The sequence below is a fragment of the Chryseobacterium metallicongregator genome, assembly GCF_031324065.1.
In the GTDB taxonomy this organism is placed as follows: domain Bacteria; phylum Bacteroidota; class Bacteroidia; order Flavobacteriales; family Weeksellaceae; genus Chryseobacterium; species Chryseobacterium metallicongregator.
Genome location: NZ_JAVIXS010000014.1, coordinates 294,365 through 312,410 on the forward strand (window position 1 = coordinate 294,365; position 18,046 = coordinate 312,410).

Annotated in this window: 16 protein-coding genes; 10 read left to right on the top strand and 6 right to left on the bottom strand. The window is 35.0% G+C overall.

What is annotated here, in order from left to right:
• Positions 1-2 precede the first annotated feature (2 nt).
• The 4 genes from REB14_RS14795 (at position 3) to REB14_RS14810 (ending at position 7,190) form a co-directional block, all read left to right on the top strand.
• Complete coding sequence (locus tag REB14_RS14795; protein WP_309522538.1) at positions 3-1,367, top strand: HAMP domain-containing sensor histidine kinase; 1,365 nt, start codon at positions 3-5, stop codon at positions 1,365-1,367.
• A gap of 331 nt (positions 1,368-1,698) precedes the next feature.
• Positions 1,699-2,973: a TolC family protein gene (locus REB14_RS14800; protein ID WP_309522539.1), complete on the top strand. Its 1,275-nt coding sequence runs from the start codon at positions 1,699-1,701 to the stop codon at positions 2,971-2,973.
• Positions 2,974-2,976: 3 nt separating this feature from the next.
• Positions 2,977-4,092, top strand: a complete 1,116-nt coding sequence (locus REB14_RS14805) for an efflux RND transporter periplasmic adaptor subunit (RefSeq protein WP_309522540.1) — start codon at positions 2,977-2,979, stop codon at positions 4,090-4,092.
• Complete coding sequence (locus REB14_RS14810) at positions 4,092-7,190, top strand: efflux RND transporter permease subunit (protein WP_309522541.1); 3,099 nt, start codon at positions 4,092-4,094, stop codon at positions 7,188-7,190. Before REB14_RS14805 ends, REB14_RS14810 begins: the two co-directional genes overlap by 1 nt.
• Positions 7,191-7,249: 59 nt before the next feature.
• On the opposite strand, the gene REB14_RS14815 is transcribed toward REB14_RS14810, so the two are convergent.
• Complete coding sequence (locus REB14_RS14815; RefSeq protein WP_079240223.1) at positions 7,250-8,005, bottom strand: DUF5995 family protein; 756 nt, start codon at positions 8,003-8,005, stop codon at positions 7,250-7,252.
• 71 nt (positions 8,006-8,076) lie between these two features.
• Positions 8,077-8,313: a hypothetical protein gene (locus REB14_RS14820; RefSeq protein WP_309522542.1), complete on the bottom strand. Its 237-nt coding sequence runs from the start codon at positions 8,311-8,313 to the stop codon at positions 8,077-8,079.
• Positions 8,314-8,628: 315 nt separating this feature from the next.
• Between REB14_RS14820 and REB14_RS14825 the strand changes: the two genes are divergently transcribed.
• Positions 8,629-10,029, top strand: a complete 1,401-nt coding sequence (locus REB14_RS14825) for an MAC/perforin domain-containing protein (protein ID WP_079240225.1) — start codon at positions 8,629-8,631, stop codon at positions 10,027-10,029.
• Between the two features lie 194 nt (positions 10,030-10,223).
• Positions 10,224-10,391: a bacteriocin-like protein gene (locus REB14_RS14830; protein WP_158521334.1), complete on the top strand. Its 168-nt coding sequence runs from the start codon at positions 10,224-10,226 to the stop codon at positions 10,389-10,391.
• Between the two features lie 101 nt (positions 10,392-10,492).
• On the opposite strand, the gene REB14_RS14835 is transcribed toward REB14_RS14830, so the two are convergent.
• The 3 genes from REB14_RS14835 to pncB form a co-directional block, all read right to left on the bottom strand.
• A complete protein-coding gene (locus tag REB14_RS14835; RefSeq protein ID WP_079240226.1) occupies positions 10,493-11,383 on the bottom strand; it encodes a gliding motility protein GldB-related protein in 891 nt (296 codons plus the stop codon).
• Positions 11,384-11,394: 11 nt separating this feature from the next.
• Positions 11,395-11,865, bottom strand: a complete 471-nt coding sequence (locus REB14_RS14840; RefSeq protein WP_309522543.1) for a YciI family protein — start codon at positions 11,863-11,865, stop codon at positions 11,395-11,397.
• 124 nt (positions 11,866-11,989) lie between these two features.
• On the bottom strand, positions 11,990-13,168 hold the full coding sequence (gene pncB, locus REB14_RS14845) for a nicotinate phosphoribosyltransferase (protein WP_034694646.1): 1,179 nt from the start codon (positions 13,166-13,168) through the stop codon (positions 11,990-11,992).
• Between the two features lie 318 nt (positions 13,169-13,486).
• Between pncB and REB14_RS14850 the strand changes: the two genes are divergently transcribed.
• A complete protein-coding gene (locus REB14_RS14850; RefSeq protein ID WP_079240228.1) occupies positions 13,487-15,025 on the top strand; it encodes a hypothetical protein in 1,539 nt (512 codons plus the stop codon).
• On the opposite strand, the gene REB14_RS14855 is transcribed toward REB14_RS14850, so the two are convergent.
• Complete coding sequence (locus REB14_RS14855; protein ID WP_079240229.1) at positions 15,010-15,486, bottom strand: Dps family protein; 477 nt, start codon at positions 15,484-15,486, stop codon at positions 15,010-15,012. The two genes, REB14_RS14850 and REB14_RS14855, sit on opposite strands and share 16 nt — an antisense overlap.
• A 235-nt stretch (positions 15,487-15,721) precedes the next feature.
• Between REB14_RS14855 and REB14_RS14860 the strand changes: the two genes are divergently transcribed.
• The 3 genes from REB14_RS14860 (at position 15,722) to rpsG (ending at position 18,046) form a co-directional block, all read left to right on the top strand.
• Positions 15,722-16,864 (top strand): hypothetical protein, encoded by a 1,143-nt coding sequence (locus tag REB14_RS14860; protein WP_309522544.1) that lies wholly within the window; start codon positions 15,722-15,724, stop codon positions 16,862-16,864.
• Positions 16,865-17,132: 268 nt separating this feature from the next.
• Complete coding sequence (gene rpsL, locus REB14_RS14865) at positions 17,133-17,546, top strand: 30S ribosomal protein S12 (RefSeq protein WP_002983146.1); 414 nt, start codon at positions 17,133-17,135, stop codon at positions 17,544-17,546.
• Positions 17,547-17,569: 23 nt separating this feature from the next.
• Positions 17,570-18,046 (top strand): 30S ribosomal protein S7, encoded by a 477-nt coding sequence (gene rpsG, locus REB14_RS14870; protein ID WP_034694654.1) that lies wholly within the window; start codon positions 17,570-17,572, stop codon positions 18,044-18,046.

The following is an 18,046-nucleotide window of genomic DNA, read 5'->3' on the forward strand; positions in this document are numbered from 1 at the left end:
AAATGACGCTCAGAAACAGATTTACCCTTATTTCAAGCCTGTCATTCGGCATTGTTTCTATCATCACATCTGCGGTGATATTCTTTGCCTATTATGACAGTACCAAGATTTTTTATTTTGAAAAGCTAAGAAATACGGCTCTGATCTCTGCTATTTATTATCTCGAAAAGGATGAACTCCCGAAAGACCGTCATGCCCAGATTAAAAAAGAATACAATCACCTGATTCAGAATAACAGGGTAGCGGTTTACAATCAGAATAATGAAGTGACTTTTGGGCATAACCTGAATGATAAGAATATCAAACTTTCCCATTTGCAGGCTGTACGAAACAATAAAGGAATACAGTTCATGTCTGATAATCAGTTCTACTACGGAATTTTTTATCCGGATAATCAGGGAGATTTTGTGGTTTTTGTGAAATCTTCCAACGATTCTTTCCAATCGCAGATCCTGAGATTGGCTATTATCATGCTTTCAGTATTGCTGATTGGGCTTCTGGCAATCTATTTTCTGAGCAGATATCTTTCTAAAGTGGTTTATAAACCAATCTCCAAGGTAGTAGAACGGATCAATAAAGTAGAGTATAATAACATTTCTACGGCAATTATTACTTCTACTAATACCAATGATGAGATTGAAGATCTTATTAAATCATATAATAAACTGTTGGGCAGAATTTCAGAAAATGTGCTCTTACAGCAGAACTTCATCAATTATGTTTCCCATGAATTTAAAACACCTTTAGCTGCGATTTCCGGAAACCTGGAAGTCTTTGCCCAAAAAGACCGTACACCGGAAGAATATAAAGAAGTAGCCAAAGAGTCATTGGAAAACGTATATGAGATTGAAAATATTCTCAACAATCTTTTGCTGATGTCCGGAATGACCAAACTGGAATCTTCTCACAAACCTATGAGAGTAGATGAGCTGATCTGGAAGATTTATGAAAAACTGGAGTCCAAAGCGAAAGAAAACCATTCATCCATTAAAATACAACTTCAAGTAACGAAACCTGCTTTGCTGGAATTTCCAGGAAATGAAACGTTATTATATCTCGCATTGTACAATATTGTAGAAAATGCGATCAAATATTCCTATGATAAACCTGTAGTGATTATATTATCAGAAAAAGGCAACCAGTTGTATATCGAGGTCAGAGATGAAGGAAGAGGAATTCCGGCTGATGATCTTGTGAAGATATCTGAAACTTTTTACAGAGGAAAAAATGTAGATACAGTGAAAGGAAGTGGAATTGGTTTGTCCCTTTCAAAAAGTATCTTTGATCATCATCATATTGTGATGAAAATTGATTCTGTGGTCAATGTGGGAACCAATGTCCTTCTTGAATTTCCTGCTCATTCCTGATTTTTTTTCTCGCAGATTTTGCGGATTGAGCAGATTCATAATCTTAGATTAATTTAAAATCTTATTAAGAACATATTCATAATAACGAAGTCTGCGTCATCTGCAAAATCTGAGAGAGAGTAAAAATATTCAATAGAAGCGGGTTTTAACCTGCTTGCAAAATACAATCAAAATCCTTCTGCTTTAGCCAAAATATACCAATTCAAACACAATTCTCAGGAATTTAAAAAGTTCTAATCAAACTCTAATGTTGAACTAACCGAATTTTAATTTTCTTTACAATTCCTTCTAATATTAGGCAAATAGCTTTGTGGTCTTAAAATAAGAGACTTTGAAAAAGCTATTTTTTACACTATTTTATATTCATTGTTTCAGTTTCTTTTCAGCACAGATTTCAGATACCCTGAACATTGGCAGAAAGGAAGCTGAAACTATTTTTCTGGCTAAAAACTTAGACCTCATTGCACAGAAGCTTGAAATTTCACAAGCCGAGGCAAGAGCTGTTCAGGCTAAATACTGGCCTAATCCTACATTAAGTATCAGCGAAGTGAATCTATGGAGAACCTATGACATAGAAGAACAGCCTGCATTGATCGGAAACTGGGGAAAGAATACCCAAATTTCTGCGGAGATAGAGCAGGTGATTCAGACTGCCGGAAAGAGAAGGAAAAATATTGAGCTTCAGAAAATTGAAGTGGAAGGTGAGAAATATGAGTTGCAGGAAGTTCTGCGTGAGCTTAAAAAAACACTCAGAAATACCATTACCGAAATTCTTTACAATCAGGAACAGCAGAAAATTTATCAGGGACAAATTGCTTCCATTGAGAAATTAACAAAATCCTATAATAATCAATTAAACCTTGGAAATATCAGTAAAGCTGAATATGTCCGCTTAAAAGCCCAGGAGATTGAATTCAAAAAGAAACTGATTTCATTAAAACAGGAAATTGAAGATCAGCAGGTTGAGCTCAAAGCATTATTGATGCTGCCTTCGCAATCTTATGTGGTGATAACAGATTCATTTGTGATGCCTGAAAAACAACTTTCTGAGCTGGAAGTAAATCAATGGATAGACAAGGCAAAAGAAAACCGCCCTGATATTATGATCTCGAAAAATAAAGAGAAACATGCTGCCAAAAACCTGGAAATTCAAAATGCAATGAAAACTCCTGATGTAGCTGTTTCTATAGGATATGACCGCGGAGGAAATATTATGAAAGATTTTATAGGATTAGGTGTTTCTATGGATCTTCCCATTTTCGACCGTAATAAAGGGAATATCCAGGAAGCAAGGCTTGAGATTGAGAAAAGCAAACTGGAAACCCGCAAAAACATGTTGAAGTCTGAGAATGAAATTGTCTCTGTTTTCAGAAACTATATCCGTACCCAACAGGTTTCAGAAGAGATTGATGATAATTATGAATCTACTCTGGACGGTTTACTGGTAAGCCATGAGAAAAACTTCAGACTAAGGAATATCAGCATGCTGGAGTACATGGATTTTCTGGATACCTACATCGGAAATAAAATGATCATCCTGGATACTAAAAAAGAATTGAATCAATACTACGAAAACCTGCAGTATGTTGTAGGACAAGATTTATAAGATATGAACAAAAATATTACTAAATACACTGCTGCAGCTTATCTGTCTGCCCTCATCATTTTTACAGGTTGTGCCGGAAAACAGGAAAATAAAGAAGCCCCAAAAGGCTACTGCATCAGCAAAGAACTTAAGAAAGATATTAAACTGGCCAAAACAGAACTGCTTCCCATAGAAGAAAGTATTACGCTTACCGGAGAAGTGGAAAGCAATTCTGATAAAACGGTTCCTTTTGTGAGTCTTGTGGACGGAGTCGTGATGGATACCTATTTCTCACTTGGTGATTATGTGAAAAAAGGACAAACGTTGGCAAGCGTAAAGAGTACAGCTGTGAATGAAATGCAGGATGACACCCAGACCTTGCAGGCTCAGCTGGCAGTTGCGAAAAGAAAGTTGTCTTCTGTAGAAGCCATGTATAAAGATGACATTGCCTCTCAGAAAGATTTACAGGAAGCCCGTTCGGAAGTTGCCATTTTGCAATCTAATATTTCCAAAACACAGAAAAATATGCAGCTGTATTCAGCAGGAGGAAATACCATTCAGATAAAAGCCCCGGCAGACGGATATGTAATTTCAAAGAATATTTCTAAAGGAATGCCTGTGACTGCAGGAGGAGATCAACTGTTTACCATTTCCAATCTGGATAAAGTCTGGGTAATGGCCAATGTATATGCTACCAATATGAGACATGTCTATGTAGATCAGCCGGTAGTAGTAAAAACGCTTGCTTATCCGGATGATAGTTTTTCAGGGAAAATCAACAATATTTCTCAGGTTTTTAATGAAAATGAAAGAGTATTGAAGGCCAAAATCATTATGGATAATAACGGAATGAAGCTGAGACCGGGAATGTCTGCAGATGTTGTATTGCCCGTGAATTCACAAAATAAAAGCGCATTGGCTATTCCTGCGAAAGCCTTAATCTTTGATAACAACCAAAGCTATGTAGTGGTGTATAAAAAAGATTGTGAACTTGAGATCAGACCCGTAACAGAAATTGCTTCCAACAGCCAGTATATTTATGTAGAAGGCAATTTAAAATCAGGTGAAAATGTCATTGCTTCCAACGGGCTATTGATTTATGAAAACCTGAAAAACCAATTAAATAATTCTACGAAGTAATGCGAAAATTTGTACAGAATATAGTTTCCTTCTCTTTAAAAAACTCACTGATTGTTCTTTTAGGGACTTTTCTTTTGCTGGCCGGAGGAATCTATTCCTATATGCATACGCCGATTGAAGCATTTCCGGATGTTACCAATACAAGGGTGAGAGTCATTACCCAATGGCCGGGAAGAAGTGCTGAAGAAATAGAAAAGTTCGTCACCTTACCCATTTCCAAAGAAATGAATGCCATCCCGAACAAAACTTCGGTGCGTTCTATTTCCTTATTCGGATTGTCTGTGGTGACGGTGATTTTTGATGATCATGTGAATGATTTTTATGCCCAGCAATATGCTTCCAATAAACTCGGAAATGTGGAGCTGCCTGCCGGAGCAGAATACAGTATTGAACCTCCTTCTGGAGCTACAGGTGAAATTTACAGATATATAATCAAGAGTAAACTTCCCATCAAAGAAGTAACCGCTATTCAGGATTGGGTAGTGGAAAGAGAATTGCTTGCTGTTCCCGGCGTAGCAGATGTGGTAAGCTTTGGTGGAGAAGAGAAAACATATGAAATAAAAATTAATCCTACGGAATTACACAATTATGACCTTTCCCCCCTGGATGTGTATGAAGCGGTTTCGAAGAGTAATATCAATGTAGGAGGAGATGTAGTGGCAAAAGGTGATCAGGCTTATGTAGTGCGGGGGATTGGTCTTTTGGAGAAAAAAGAAGATATTGAGAATATTCAGATCGAGGTAAAAGGTTCTACGCCTATTCTGGTGAAACATGTAGCAGAAGTAAAAGTTTCTGCGAAACCGAGATTGGGACAGGTAGGCTACAATAAAGAAAATGATGTTGTAGAAGGAATTGTGATCATGCTTCGAGGTGAAAATCCAAGTGAAGTCATTGCAAGACTGAAAGACAGAATAGAAGAACTGAATGGGGGAGAACTTCCCGGTGACGTACAGATTGTTCCGATCATCGACCGTACAGAACTTGTGAACACAACGGTTCATACTGTTTCCAAAAACCTTATTGAAGGAGTCATTCTGGTTTCCATTATTGTGTTTATTTTCCTTTACAACTGGAGAACAACTTTTATTGTTGCGTCAGTAATTCCTTTGGCTTTCCTGTTTGCTATTATTATGCTGAAAATTCAGGGATTGCCGGCCAACCTGATTTCTATGGGAGCACTTGACTTTGGGTTGCTTCTGGAAGGAACATTGGTGATTGTAGAACATGTCTTTGTCGCTCTTGAGCTTAAAGCGAAAAAGATTGGACTACGGAGATTCAATAAAATTTCAAAACTGGGGATCATCAAGAAAAGCGCAGGAAGTGTGGCAAGTTATATTTTCTTTGCCCTATTGATTCTGATCGTTGCTCTGATGCCGATTTTCTCTTTCCAGAAAGTAGAAGGAAAAATGTTCTCACCATTAGCATTTACACTAGGGTATGCATTATTAGGATCATTGATCTTAAGTTTGACTTATGTTCCAGCAATGTGTAAACTTTTGTTGACAAAAAATATTGAAGAAAAAGAAAACTTTATTTCAAGATTCTTCAGAGTTAATATCTACAGAATTTACGAATTCAGTGACCGTCATAAAAAAGGATTTATCATTGGTTTCATTGCTTTGCTTGCTGTTTGCGGATGGAGATTTTCCAATTACGGATCTGAATTCTTACCGAAACTGAACGAAGGTGCGATCTACGTAAGAGCAACCCTGCCAAACAGTGTGAACCTGGATGAATCTGTACGATTGACCAAAGAGATGAAGGAGATTCTCATGAAGTATGATGAAGTGAAATTTGTGATGACCCAAACAGGTCGTCCGAATGACGGAACCGATCCCACCGGATTTTTTAATATCGAATTTAATATACAGCTGAAGCCGGAAAATGAATGGAAGAAAAACATTTCCAAAGAAGAACTCCTTGAAGAAATGAGAATTTCCCTTGAAAAATTTCCGGGTATCAATTTTGGATTCAGCCAGCCGATACAGGATAATGTGGAAGAGTATGTGGCAGGAGTGAAAGCTCCGTTGGTGATTAAGATTTTTGGAAATGATCTTTTCGAACTTGAAAATTATGCTAATAAAGTAGCCAACTCTATCAGAACAGTTCCGGGAATATCGGATGTGAATGTTTTCAAAAATATCGGACTTCCGGAGTTGAGAATACAGCTTCACGATTCCAAAATGGCAAAATATGGTGTTTCTACAGCAGATGCACAGGCGGTCATCGAAATGACAATCGGAGGACAGGCTGCCACCAAATTTTACGAAGAAGAAAGAATGTTTGACGTAATGCTTAGGTTTGAAAAAGATTACAGAGATACCCCTGAAAAGATGGGAAATATTCTGATCCCGACTCAGGATAATAAAAAAGTCCCTTTGAAAGAAATTGCAACCATTGATTATCATACCGGACCATCATTTATTTACCGTGAAGGAAACAGCAGATACATTGGTGTCGGATTCAATATTGAAGGACGTGATTTAGGAAGTACGATTCAGGAGGCTAAAATGAAAGTAGATAAGGAAGTAAAACTTCCTAAAAATCATAAAATGACATGGGCCGGAGAATTTGAAAGTAAAGAAAGAGCCGCAAAACAGCTGGCAATGGTTGTGCCGATTTCTTTAGTTCTTATTTTGATGCTGTTGTATTTCAATTTTGGAAATATAAAAGACACGCTCATTTCGTCTATTACATTAGCATTCGCGTTTATCGGAGGATTCTTATCCCTTTGGTTTACGGGAACGATCTTCGGAATTTCAGCGGGAATCGGTTTCATTATCCTTTTCGGAGTGGCAACCATAGACGGTATCGTTCTGATTGGAGTCATGAAAGAAAACCTACAAAACAGGATGTCACTTAAAGAATCCATAGCACAGGGAGTAAAAAGCAGAATCCGTCCTGTGGTGATGATTGCCCTTATGGGATCTATGGGACTTCTTCCGGCAGCCATGTCCAACGGAATGGGCTCTGAAATTCAGAAACCTTTAGCCATTATGATTGTAGGCGGGCTGATTGTCTGTATGCTGCTGTCATTTACAATACTACCTATCATTTTCCATTATGCCTACTGTAAAAAGCATAAGGAAGCAATATAGTTTCTTTTATTTTGTTCATTATGAGGCCGGGATCCGTGAGGAAGATCCCGGCCTTTTTATTATGCTTTTTTTGTAGCTTCTAAAATTTCAATATTCTTCACCACATCGCTGCTTTCACATTTTTTAAGCTCTTTTAGAAGAGCAGGAGTTAGGATCTTCGGGTTCAGAATTTGGGTTGCAACTTTAGCGGCGGCGTAATCTACAATCCCAATCACAGATTCTCTCAGGAAATTCGGAGTATTGGAGGCGATGATTGCTGTTGCCCAGGAAGTGTCTCTTGCTTTGGATATGGCGAAATCAAGTACAGCATTATCCTTTCCGTTGGAGAGTTTGTCAACAAGATCCACCGGATAGCAGATTTTGTTTAAAGAATCCTGTACGTTCTGATTAATGGAAGCAATGACATTATTAATGTTCTCAAAATCTTTTTTCAGAGGATTTATTTTCCGGTAAGGCATAATAGAAGCAGCAGAAACACCGAGGTCCAGGTTGATGTGAGCATTCATACCAAGAAATATATGCTGTAATATTAAAATATTCTTGTTTTTAGTGGCTTCAAAAGCAGTATACCATGAGTTGGTACATCTTTCTCCTTTGCTATAGCTTTCCCATGCCTGAAGATATCTTTGTGCAAAAGCAATATCAAGCAATGTCATTCTGGGATTATCTTCAAATTTTTTCTGCTGAATTCCTTTCAGAACCTGGGCGGTCATGATTCTGTAGGTACAGGCAAAATATCCCGCAGGGCTTTTGTTTTCCTTGCACCAGATAATTATCTCATCCAGTTTTTTAAGAACTTCTTCAATGGTTTTCATGATGGTTTTGTTTACTTAAAGATAATAAAAAAGTGAGCCGGAAAGCTCACTTTATGTATTGTTCATTCTGATTATGGAGTGATGATTATCGGATCAGGAAAAGGTTCAAGAACCAGTGGCTTGCACATGGCTGCCGGTTGGCAGGTTCCTCCCATGCATATAAAGTTAGTCATTGTGGTAGTACCGTCAGGACATCTGATCATGCCTTCACCATGGCATCCTCCCGGACATTCTGCCGGATAGAGTGTTCCACCAAATACATCTTTCAGTTCTGTTCTCGAAAGTTTTGTAATGTTTAATTTTTTCATGAGTTTAATTTTTAATTATGGTATTGGTTTGTTGTAACCCGCTCATCATTAATAAGTGAGTTGAGTTGCTATAAGCTAAAATAATTAAATTAATTCATTGATAAAAGAAATATGTTTTGAATTTTTAATTCAATTTGTGTGTAACATTTTGAAATAAAACTGGTTGTGTGTTTGAATGTGTGTTTATTTCCATTCAAAGAGAGATAAATTATTGTGATTTTCTATTGCTAACGATCTATTAATTCCCTTATTTATGATTTATGTCATTCTGGTTTTGAATGCAAAGAATTAAGTTTGTGTACTTAAAATAAAAATATGAAAAAACTAAGTTTCTTTTTTACCAGTATTGTTTTGCTGTTTTTAACATCTTGCTCTACTGAAGAATTTGAAAATTCTAACCAAAATGAAAACTCAAAAAAAAGCTCAGGGAGAAATTTTGCTAAATTTGCTGGTGATGGCGCTTATGACATCTTAGGATATGGTTATAACGCAACCGGAGAATATGCAAATTCAAACTCCTCAGGATATCAGGTAATTGATCTTGAAAAGTTCAAAAACGAACAGGCCGGAAGATTGATTACTGATAATGTATTTTCTCAGGAATATCTTGAAGAATATGGTGAAAATGCAGAAGCGTATTCAAAAATGGTATCTACGAAGGTAGGGGCAACAGCTGGATTTTCTTTATTTAAAAAGCTCATTTCTGTTACTTTTAGTTCTTCGGTGAGTAACACTACAACCAATAAATTTGATGCTAAATATATTTATGGAAGCTATAATCTTTTAATTAAACAAAGAAGATTCAGGTTTAATGCTACTCCTGTTTTATTATCAGATTATTTGACTCCGGAGTTTACGAGTGATCTACAGAACAACAGCCCTGCGCAGATTGTAAACGATTATGGAACCCATGTTGCGGTAGATATTTATACCGGTGCCAAGCTAGATGTAATGTTTCAATCTGAAACAACGAATCAAAGCCGTGAAAAGGCAGCCAGAGTGGGTGTTAAAGTGGGTGTAAAAAGTATTTTTGATGCCAATGTTGATAACGACGTAGATACTTCAGAATCCAATAAAAACTTTTCCAGAAAACTATCCTTTAAAACAAGAGGAGGAGATCCGTCTAAGAGTTTGGTAGGTGAGCTGAACCTTGATCAGGCGAACCCTAAAATTAATATTTCCAGTTGGCAGAACAGTTCAACACCAACGAATGCGGTATTGGTAGAGTTTGGAAGCAATGGTTTGGTTCCTCTTTATGAGCTCATTAAAGATCCTGTGAAGAAAGCTCAATTGAAAGCTTATATCGATCAATATTTAATTGATAATCAGGTGAGATTAGATTATACCAATACGGCAAATCTTGTCAATGGTAATTTTGTTAGAAATCCTGCGACCAACCAAATCTTTTTTATGTTTGAAAACAAATTGAGATATATCCAAAGCCCTATGACACTTTATGGATTATTTAATATTACCAGTGGTGAAATTGCTACTGTGAGCCCAAGCAATTTATCAACAGTAGAACGTGGAGCAGACTTGACACCTGATAATGATCTTAAACAGGATAATTATACCAATAAGATTTATATGAGGGAAGGTAATATTTTAAGATATATTCCAAATATTGGTATTTATAATAAATATAGATTTAATAATAATGCAGTTAAAAAAATAAATGGTACAAATGGCTATACAATAGGCAGCGATATTTTTTAATTTAAAATAATAACTGTAAAAAGAGACTGTCACAAAAGACAGTCTCTTTTTTATTTCTCAAATTTCAACATATAATTGTTTGAAATGTAGTGTATTAAAAAATAAATTGTATATTTATTTCCAGGTAAAGAGAAATAATAAAGAGGAATCCGAAAATCTTAAAGAGTAGGAAATCAAATTAAACTAAATTAATCATGAAAAATTTAAAAAGCTTAAACAGAAAAGAGTTAAAAACTGTTTTAGGTGGTGCAGCATTGGCTTGTGAAACACCTGTAGATGGAGGCTGTCCGGCAGGATATACATTCTGCAGCAATCCTTATTGCTGTTATCCACCAAGAAAACCATATATCTGTTTTGATTAAGAAAAAAATCCCTCAACTGAGGGATTTTTTATTTATTAAGGATTTTCTTTTTAAAGTTACTGCTTAACGTAAGAATTCAGGTTTAATAGGACACTAAATAATCAGAACCCACTTTTTTCATAAATTTCACGAGGTGACTTTATGAAAACATCTTTCCAGGAGTCTTTGCCATTCTTTAATATATATTGTTCAATAATTTTGTAGCCGATGTAATATCCTATTGCACCGGGAAGTTTTTCATTAAGTTTTGTCTCTCTGCTCCTGAAGATATCTATAATGTTGGCATCTTCTGAAAATTTACTTTTCTCAAAAAATGATTTAATCAGTTCCATGTTTTTTTCGCATAGCTTTAATTCTTGATCTGTATAGCCAAGATGTTGTGCAAGTGTATATTTTTTCTTCCAGTATTTTTGATTAATCCAAACGGCAAAACCTTCTCCGATTATAGGTTCCAGTGCAGTTCTGTCATCATGCTTGTTTGTTTTCATCATAATTTGATGGGTAATTTCATGAGGTAAAATTTGCTCAATACTTTCTAAAGACTTATTGTTTTCGTGAGATAAATCTATCACCATCGCGTATCTGCCCAGTCCTCCTAAATCAGTCCACGCGGGACCAAATAATATATACCAGTCTCCCTTGACATCGTAACCGGTCAGAGTTTTCATGTCTTTAGAAAACTTTTGAAGAGATTGGGTGATTTGTTTTCCATTCACATATTTGCTTTTCTCAATCCAGTTATCTGTTTGAGACTGATTGTCGTTGAGCCATTGTACCACTTTGTCAGAATTTCCCAGATATCCATTCCATAGCTTTTGATACGGAGTGTAAATAGAATCTGCATATACTTTATTCCTTTGAATAGAATCCGAATTTTTGTAGTGCTTCAATATTCTGATTTGTACAGTAGAAACATCAATAGTATTGATGTCCTTTTGGGCAAAAAGGCCCTGGAAGAAAATTATAAGGAAGATAGAAATATATTTTTTCACAGTAAAAAACTTTAAGGATTTTCTTTTGAGATTTCATCGTGATGCTTTAGATACAAAGGTAACGCTGCTGAACCATACCAAGGGAAAATTTCATAGCTGAAAACACCAGCCTGAACCGCAGGATCGGTTTTTACCCATTGTTCAGCTTCTTCCTTAGATTTAGTATTGAAAATAAACATACCGCGGTAGTTTTCCTTATTCTTTTCAAGGAAAGGTCCGGCAACAACAATTTTGCCCTCATCTGCCAGTTTGCCGATATTGGTCATGTGGCCTTTCATGAGTTCTCCCATTTTGGCTTTGTCTTCAATTTTAGCAGAACCTGATGTCAGCATGACAATCGTATAAGGTTTCATTCCATATTTGTCAGCTCCTAAAGAAGTGGCCAGATCCTGATTATATTTAGGCTTTTCTGCTTTCTTTTCCTGAGCAAAGGAAAAAGCTGATATGAGAAGACCTGCAAGGAGTAATGTTCTTGATTTCATCTTGTTTTATTTTGATAAATATAATAAATCCTTTTAGATTTTTGAAAACTGAATTTTAAGTGATGATAAAAACAAAAAACCTCGATGACTTCGAGGTTTATATCTAATTGTTCTGATGAGGTTATTAATCTTTAATTCGTAAAAATTCTTTTGCCAATTCAATCATCTTTGGATCTCCGGTATATTTACCATGTTCATCTGAAAGTTTTACCGTAGGAATCCATTCTTTATTGGGAGCTTGTACACCGATGAGTTTCATTACGATATTCATTGGTTTCAATCCTACATCATTGGTAAGGTTGGTTCCGATTCCGAATGAGATGCCAATTTTTCCTCTGCAGTAATTGGTGATTTCCTCTACTTTTTCAAGATTTAAAGCATCGGAAAAAATAATATATTTAAACATCGGATTAATCCCGTTTCTTTGATAGTGGGCAATGGTTTTATCTGCAAATTCTAAAGCATCACCACTGTCATGACGAACCCCATCGAAAAGCTTCGCAAATTTTTTGTCGAACTGTTGGAAGAAAACATCGGTAGTATAAGTATCAGACAAGGCCACTCCAAGATCGCCTCTATAGACGTCTACCCAGTGTTCCAGTGCCATTTCATTGGCCATTTTGAATCCATATTCGGCTGCGTGGAACATAAACCATTCATGAGCATGCGTTCCGATTGGTTTTACGCCGTACTTCATTGCAAAATGAACGTTTGAACTTCCGATAAATGTAGATTCTTTTTTCTGAGTTAAAGCTTCCATTACCAGATTCTGAACCTTATAAGAATGTCTTCTTCTCGTTCCGAATTCTGCAAATGTTACTCCAAGTCTACCCAATGAGTCAGCCTTTTCGATTGTTTTGCTCATCACCACTTCGTTGGAATCTCTTTCCATGTGGTTCATCTCGTAATGCAGCTCACTGATTAATGCAAGTAGTGGAACTTCCCAAAGAATGGTTCTGTACCAAAGTCCTTCCACAATAACGGAAAGATCGCCTCCTTCCTGATGAATTTTTACTTCAGATGGGTCATAATGGTAGCCTTCTAAAAAATCAAGATAGGGTAGATCTATATAAGGACATGTTCTTGCCATGAATTTTTTTTCATCCTTCGTAAGCTTAAGTTCAGCCATTTTATTCACAGCTTCTCTTAAAGCAGCATCAAACCCTTCCGGGAAGTGGTGCTTCCCTCTGTTGATAAATTCATATTTTACAATAGAACCCGGAAATAGCTTTACCACAGCATTCTGCATGGTTATTTTATAGAAATCATTATCAAGGATAGAGTTTAATCTGACGTCGTTCATAATATGTGTAATTTTAACGCAAATATAAAAATAAAAAATAAAATCCCCTAAATGTAAGGCGATTTTTTTGAAATATTTCCATGCTTTTTGATGGAGTTACTTTCCAAGATAAGAATTGTGCACCAGACTTCTTTCTCCTGTTCGGTAATATAGTCGCTCATTTGAGAGTTTGGCCTATATATATAATTTTACAACAGTATTCTGCATGGTAATGTTATGAAAATTGTTGTCGGGTATTGAATTAAAGGGTAATGCAGATTTTTTTGTAATAAAATTTAATAATTTAATTTTGTTTTCTATATTTATTTAGGCAGTAAAATGAAAAAATACGGATTTATAAGTGTTTTTGTTTTTCTATTAGGCTATTTTTTTTACTTAGTTTCGGAGATTCTTTCTTTGCCAAAAGGTGTAGGCTATTTTTATCCTGTTGATGATGTTTATATTCATTTGGAGGTAGCAAAAAATATAGCTGATAAGTTTTTATTTTCTATCAACTCCAATTCATTTGATCCGGCATCTTCATCTATATTATATAGTTTATTTTTGAGCCTTTTAATAAAAGTTTTTGGGGATTCATCTTATTATCCTTTGTTTATTAATCTTACGTTTGGAGTTTTAACAAGTTTTTACGCAGCCAATTTTGTTGCCCTTCAATATGGAAAGAAGTTTGCTCTGTTTTTTATTTTTCTGTTGCAGCCATTAGCAATGATTTATCTTTCCTCTATATTAGGAATGGAGCATACTATTCATATATTCCTCATAGTTCTGTTTTTTATTTTTTATAATAAATTAGCTTCAGGAGATGTGAAGGCTTTCTCACATTTATTAATAGTCGTTTTTTTTCTCGGAGCAGTAAGATTTGAAAGTGTGTTCTTCATTTCTGCCGTTATTTTTGTTTTTGTAGGTCAGAAAAAATTTAGACAGGGCTTATTGATGGGTTTTGTCGGGTTTTTCCCTATAATTATGTATGGATTATATTCTCTTCTTATGGGAGGGCTGTTTTTCCCAAATTCAGTACTTGTCAAAAGTAATTTTCATGTTTCAGATGTGGAAAGCTTTATAAAAATATTGAAAAGCAAGTTTTTGATTGTGGATTATATTAAGTATTTGTTTCCTTTCAGTATATTTTATTTAATGTATGCTTTTTCCAGATATAGACATGCAAAATTTCAAAAAGTTCTTGAAATGGAAGCATTGCCAATCATAATTTTGCTTACTTCTTATGGGCAGCTCATTTTTGGAATAATGACATTTAGATATGAAAATTATTTGATGATTGCCTATCTTTTTATTGGAGTTAAAATTTGTGATTTTTATTTTAAAACTTCAGGTTTCTCTATTCCTAAGCTTTTTGCTTTTTTATTTGTAGGCTACTCGGTAGTTTTTGGACTATTCAAAATGTATTGGTATCATCCGGTTTTATATACTGATTCTAAAAATCTTTACTACAACCAATATAAGCTCGCACAGTTTTTAAAAAAGTATTATTATTCTGAAACAATTGTAGCAAATGATATTGGCGCAATCACTTATTTTACGAATATTGAAGTTTTAGATATGTATGGATTGGGAAGTACAGATGTTGCAAAATACAAATATAAAAACCCTGATGGGAATGATTTTTCATATTTTATGGAAGAATTAAGTTGCCGTAAAAATGCGCGAATTGCTGTAATATACCCAGAATGGTTTGTAAGTCAAATTCCCCAAAATTGGGTTTTGGTTGGAAAATGGAAAATGAGTGATTTTAGAAATCCTCATATAAGGTATGTCAATTTTTATGCTGTTACAAAAAATGACATACCTTATTTAAGGAAAAGTTTAAAAGAGTTTAAATATAATTACTTCCCAAGATAAGAGTTATACATCCAAACTTCTTTCTCCTGCTCGGTAATATAGTCGCTCATTTGCGAGTTGGTACCTTCATCTCCAGCTTCATCTGTGATATCTAAAAGTTCTCTCTGCAAATCAATCACCACTTTGAATGAGCTTAGAATCTGTTCAACACTTTTGGTGCCGTCAGTTACTTCTTTGCTTTCCTTAATGGTTGCTACCTTTAAGTAATCTGAATAGTTATGTGCAGGGGTAGCTCCTAACGTAAGGATTCTTTCTGCAATTTCGTCAATCTTTAATACAAGGCTGTTGTACAATTCCTCAAACTTCGGATGAAGGGTGAAAAACTGTTCTCCTTTAATATTCCAGTGAGAACCTCTGGTATTCTGATAGAATACAGAATAGTTAGCCAATAAAACGTTTAATTTTTCTGAAATCTTTTTGCAATCGGCTTCTTTAAGGCCAATGATACTAGCATTTTTCATATGTATATATTTATTTTTTTAAGGTTAGATACAATCACTGCTTCCATTAAGTATGGGAGGAAGCTTTTTTGATGTGATTGATAGTTTATCATTTTGTATATCTCAAATTTACGAAATATCGTGCCGAACTCCACTGATTATTAATAGATCATAACTATAAGAAAGTTTTTAAATATAGTTTGGAAGTATTAATATTGTGCTTATTTAAAACAGACTTCAGAAATTATATACTCTTATGCTTTTTGACACCCCTATCAATATACCTGAAAATAAAGGAAGATCACTGGTTAAATATTTCAGTATTGGAATTGTACTGATTTATATTGGTGTTTTTATTGCGTTATATCTGAAAGCTGAAGAGCCATTTTCAGCCTGGACAATTTCTGATTGGCTGATCAATTATACTGATGGCGGTTTCAAAAGAAGAGGTCTTTTGGGAGATATGTTTTTTTATATACAGGATGTAACGGGATTGAATTTACAATTTCAAATCTTTATTCTTCAGATCGTGGGGTTGTCAGGGATTTTGTACGGGATGCTTTTATACCTAAAGAAATATAAGGTTGATCTTTTTTATCTGAGCATCATGGCCTCACCTTATATTCTTTTATTTCCTGCATTGACTGTGAGAAATGCCGGGAGAAGAGAAATCATCTTAATTCTTATAATGCTTTGGTATTCTTTTGTGAAAAAATCTAAGCTTAATGATGCGTTATTATGGATTTTTTATATCATTTTTCTTTTCATACACGAGGCCGGATTTTTTTTTCTTCCCTTTTTATTATGGATTAATTATTCCAAGTGGCAAAAAATTAATATTAAATACATGCTGTCTATAGCAGTAGCTGCGTTTGCCAATATTGGTATTATCTATTTTTTGGGTGGAAATGTGAACGAAGGAGAAAGTTTATCGATCCTGAAAAGCAGAGGAGTGGTTTTTCAGAAAGAGAATATTTTTGATCTGGAATATTATTTTGATTTTAACTATGTTCTTCAGTACAAATTATCGTTTCTGGTTCATGCTATTGAGCTCCTTATCATGATATTTCAAATGGGACTTTATATTTATTTGTTTAAAAAAGAATCATTCTATAGCTATCTTTTCTGCAATGTGATCTGCCTTCTTTGGGTAACTCCTTTATATTATCTTGGAATTGATTGGATGAGATGGAATTATATTTATTCTACATTATTATTTATTGTTTTTACATCACTTTTAAAAACAAATGATTCCGGAGAGATCTCATTCAATAATAACCCGATAAAATCTTCATATCTTATTTTTTCTGGTATTTTTTATATACTGATTCTCTTGCATCTTCAACATGATACCATGATTGAATGGATTCAAAACTACCTTATATTGATCTTGAGTTAAAATTAAAGCAGTAAATCCGGAATCTATTTTGAAGAAAAAAATATTAAAAATCAGAAACAGATAAATTTCATAATTATTTAATATTCATTTTTTAGACTGTAAAATCTATTTTTCCTGCTTGTTTTCCGCATGTATATTGTACTTCTATAATGATACTCATGAAATGTGTTTCATTTCGGATGTAAGTATTTGATTTTAATTTTTATATAAGAGTTTGCAGATTAAAAAAATATTACTATTTTTGCACCCTAAAATAAAAAGCAATTAAATGCCTACTATTCAACAATTAGTAAGAAAAGGAAGAGCCACGCTTGCCAAGAAGAGCAAATCGGCTGCCCTAGATTCTTGTCCACAAAGACGTGGTGTATGTACGAGAGTATATACAACTACACCTAAGAAACCTAACTCTGCACTTAGAAAAGTAGCAAGGGTAAGACTTTCTAACGGTAAAGAAGTTAACGCCTATATCCCGGGCGAAGGACACAATCTTCAGGAGCACTCGATAGTATTGGTTAGAGGCGGAAGGGTGAAAGACCTACCGGGAGTACGTTACCACATCGTAAGAGGTGCATTAGACACCGCTGGTGTAAATGGAAGAACTCAGAGAAGATCTAAGTACGGAGCTAAGAGACCTAAACCAGGACAAGCAGCTGCTGCTCCTGCAAAAGGAAAGAAAAAATAATCATTAAATAAGGTACAAAAGCAATGAGAAAGACAAAAGCGAAAAAAAGACCGTTGTTACCAGATCCTAAATTTAATGATCAATTGGTAACGAGATTCGTAAACAACTTAATGCTTGACGGTAAGAAGTCAATCGCATTTAAAATTTTCTATGATGCATTAGAGATCGTAGAAACTAAAAAAGGAGATAACGAAAAAACTGCACTTGAAATCTGGAAAGATGCACTTACAAATGTAATGCCTCACGTAGAAGTACGTTCTAGAAGAGTAGGTGGAGCTAACTTCCAAATCCCTATGCCAATCAGAGCTGATAGAAAAATTTCTATGGCAATGAAATGGTTAATCAAATATTCTAAAGCTAGAAATGATAAGTCTATGGCTTTGAAATTAGCTAACGAAGTTGTAGCTGCTTCAAGAGAAGAAGGTGCTGCTTTCAAAAAGAAATCTGATACTCACAAAATGGCGGAAGCTAACAAAGCTTTCTCACACTTCAAATTCTAA

Bases quoted from the DNA above. Each gene is read 5' to 3' on its own strand.
- REB14_RS14820 (WP_309522542.1), bottom strand. From the start codon at position 8,313: ATGAAAAAATTAAACATTACAAAACTTTCGAGAACAGAACTGAAAGAT.
- REB14_RS14840 (WP_309522543.1), bottom strand. From the start codon at position 11,865: ATGAAATCAAGAACATTACTCCTTGCAGGTCTTCTCATATCAGCTTTT.
- rpsL (WP_002983146.1), top strand. From the start codon at position 17,133: ATGCCTACTATTCAACAATTAGTAAGAAAAGGAAGAGCCACGCTTGCC.
- REB14_RS14850 (WP_079240228.1), top strand. From the start codon at position 13,487: ATGAAAAAATACGGATTTATAAGTGTTTTTGTTTTTCTATTAGGCTAT.
- REB14_RS14825 (WP_079240225.1), top strand. From the start codon at position 8,629: ATGAAAAAACTAAGTTTCTTTTTTACCAGTATTGTTTTGCTGTTTTTA.
- REB14_RS14795 (WP_309522538.1), top strand. From the start codon at position 3: ATGACGCTCAGAAACAGATTTACCCTTATTTCAAGCCTGTCATTCGGC.
- REB14_RS14805 (WP_309522540.1), top strand. From the start codon at position 2,977: ATGAACAAAAATATTACTAAATACACTGCTGCAGCTTATCTGTCTGCC.
- pncB (WP_034694646.1), bottom strand. From the start codon at position 13,168: ATGAACGACGTCAGATTAAACTCTATCCTTGATAATGATTTCTATAAA.
- REB14_RS14815 (WP_079240223.1), bottom strand. From the start codon at position 8,005: ATGAAAACCATTGAAGAAGTTCTTAAAAAACTGGATGAGATAATTATC.
- REB14_RS14830 (WP_158521334.1), top strand. From the start codon at position 10,224: ATGAAAAATTTAAAAAGCTTAAACAGAAAAGAGTTAAAAACTGTTTTA.
- REB14_RS14860 (WP_309522544.1), top strand. From the start codon at position 15,722: ATGCTTTTTGACACCCCTATCAATATACCTGAAAATAAAGGAAGATCA.
- REB14_RS14855 (WP_079240229.1), bottom strand. From the start codon at position 15,486: ATGAAAAATGCTAGTATCATTGGCCTTAAAGAAGCCGATTGCAAAAAG.
- rpsG (WP_034694654.1), top strand. From the start codon at position 17,570: ATGAGAAAGACAAAAGCGAAAAAAAGACCGTTGTTACCAGATCCTAAA.
- REB14_RS14810 (WP_309522541.1), top strand. From the start codon at position 4,092: ATGCGAAAATTTGTACAGAATATAGTTTCCTTCTCTTTAAAAAACTCA.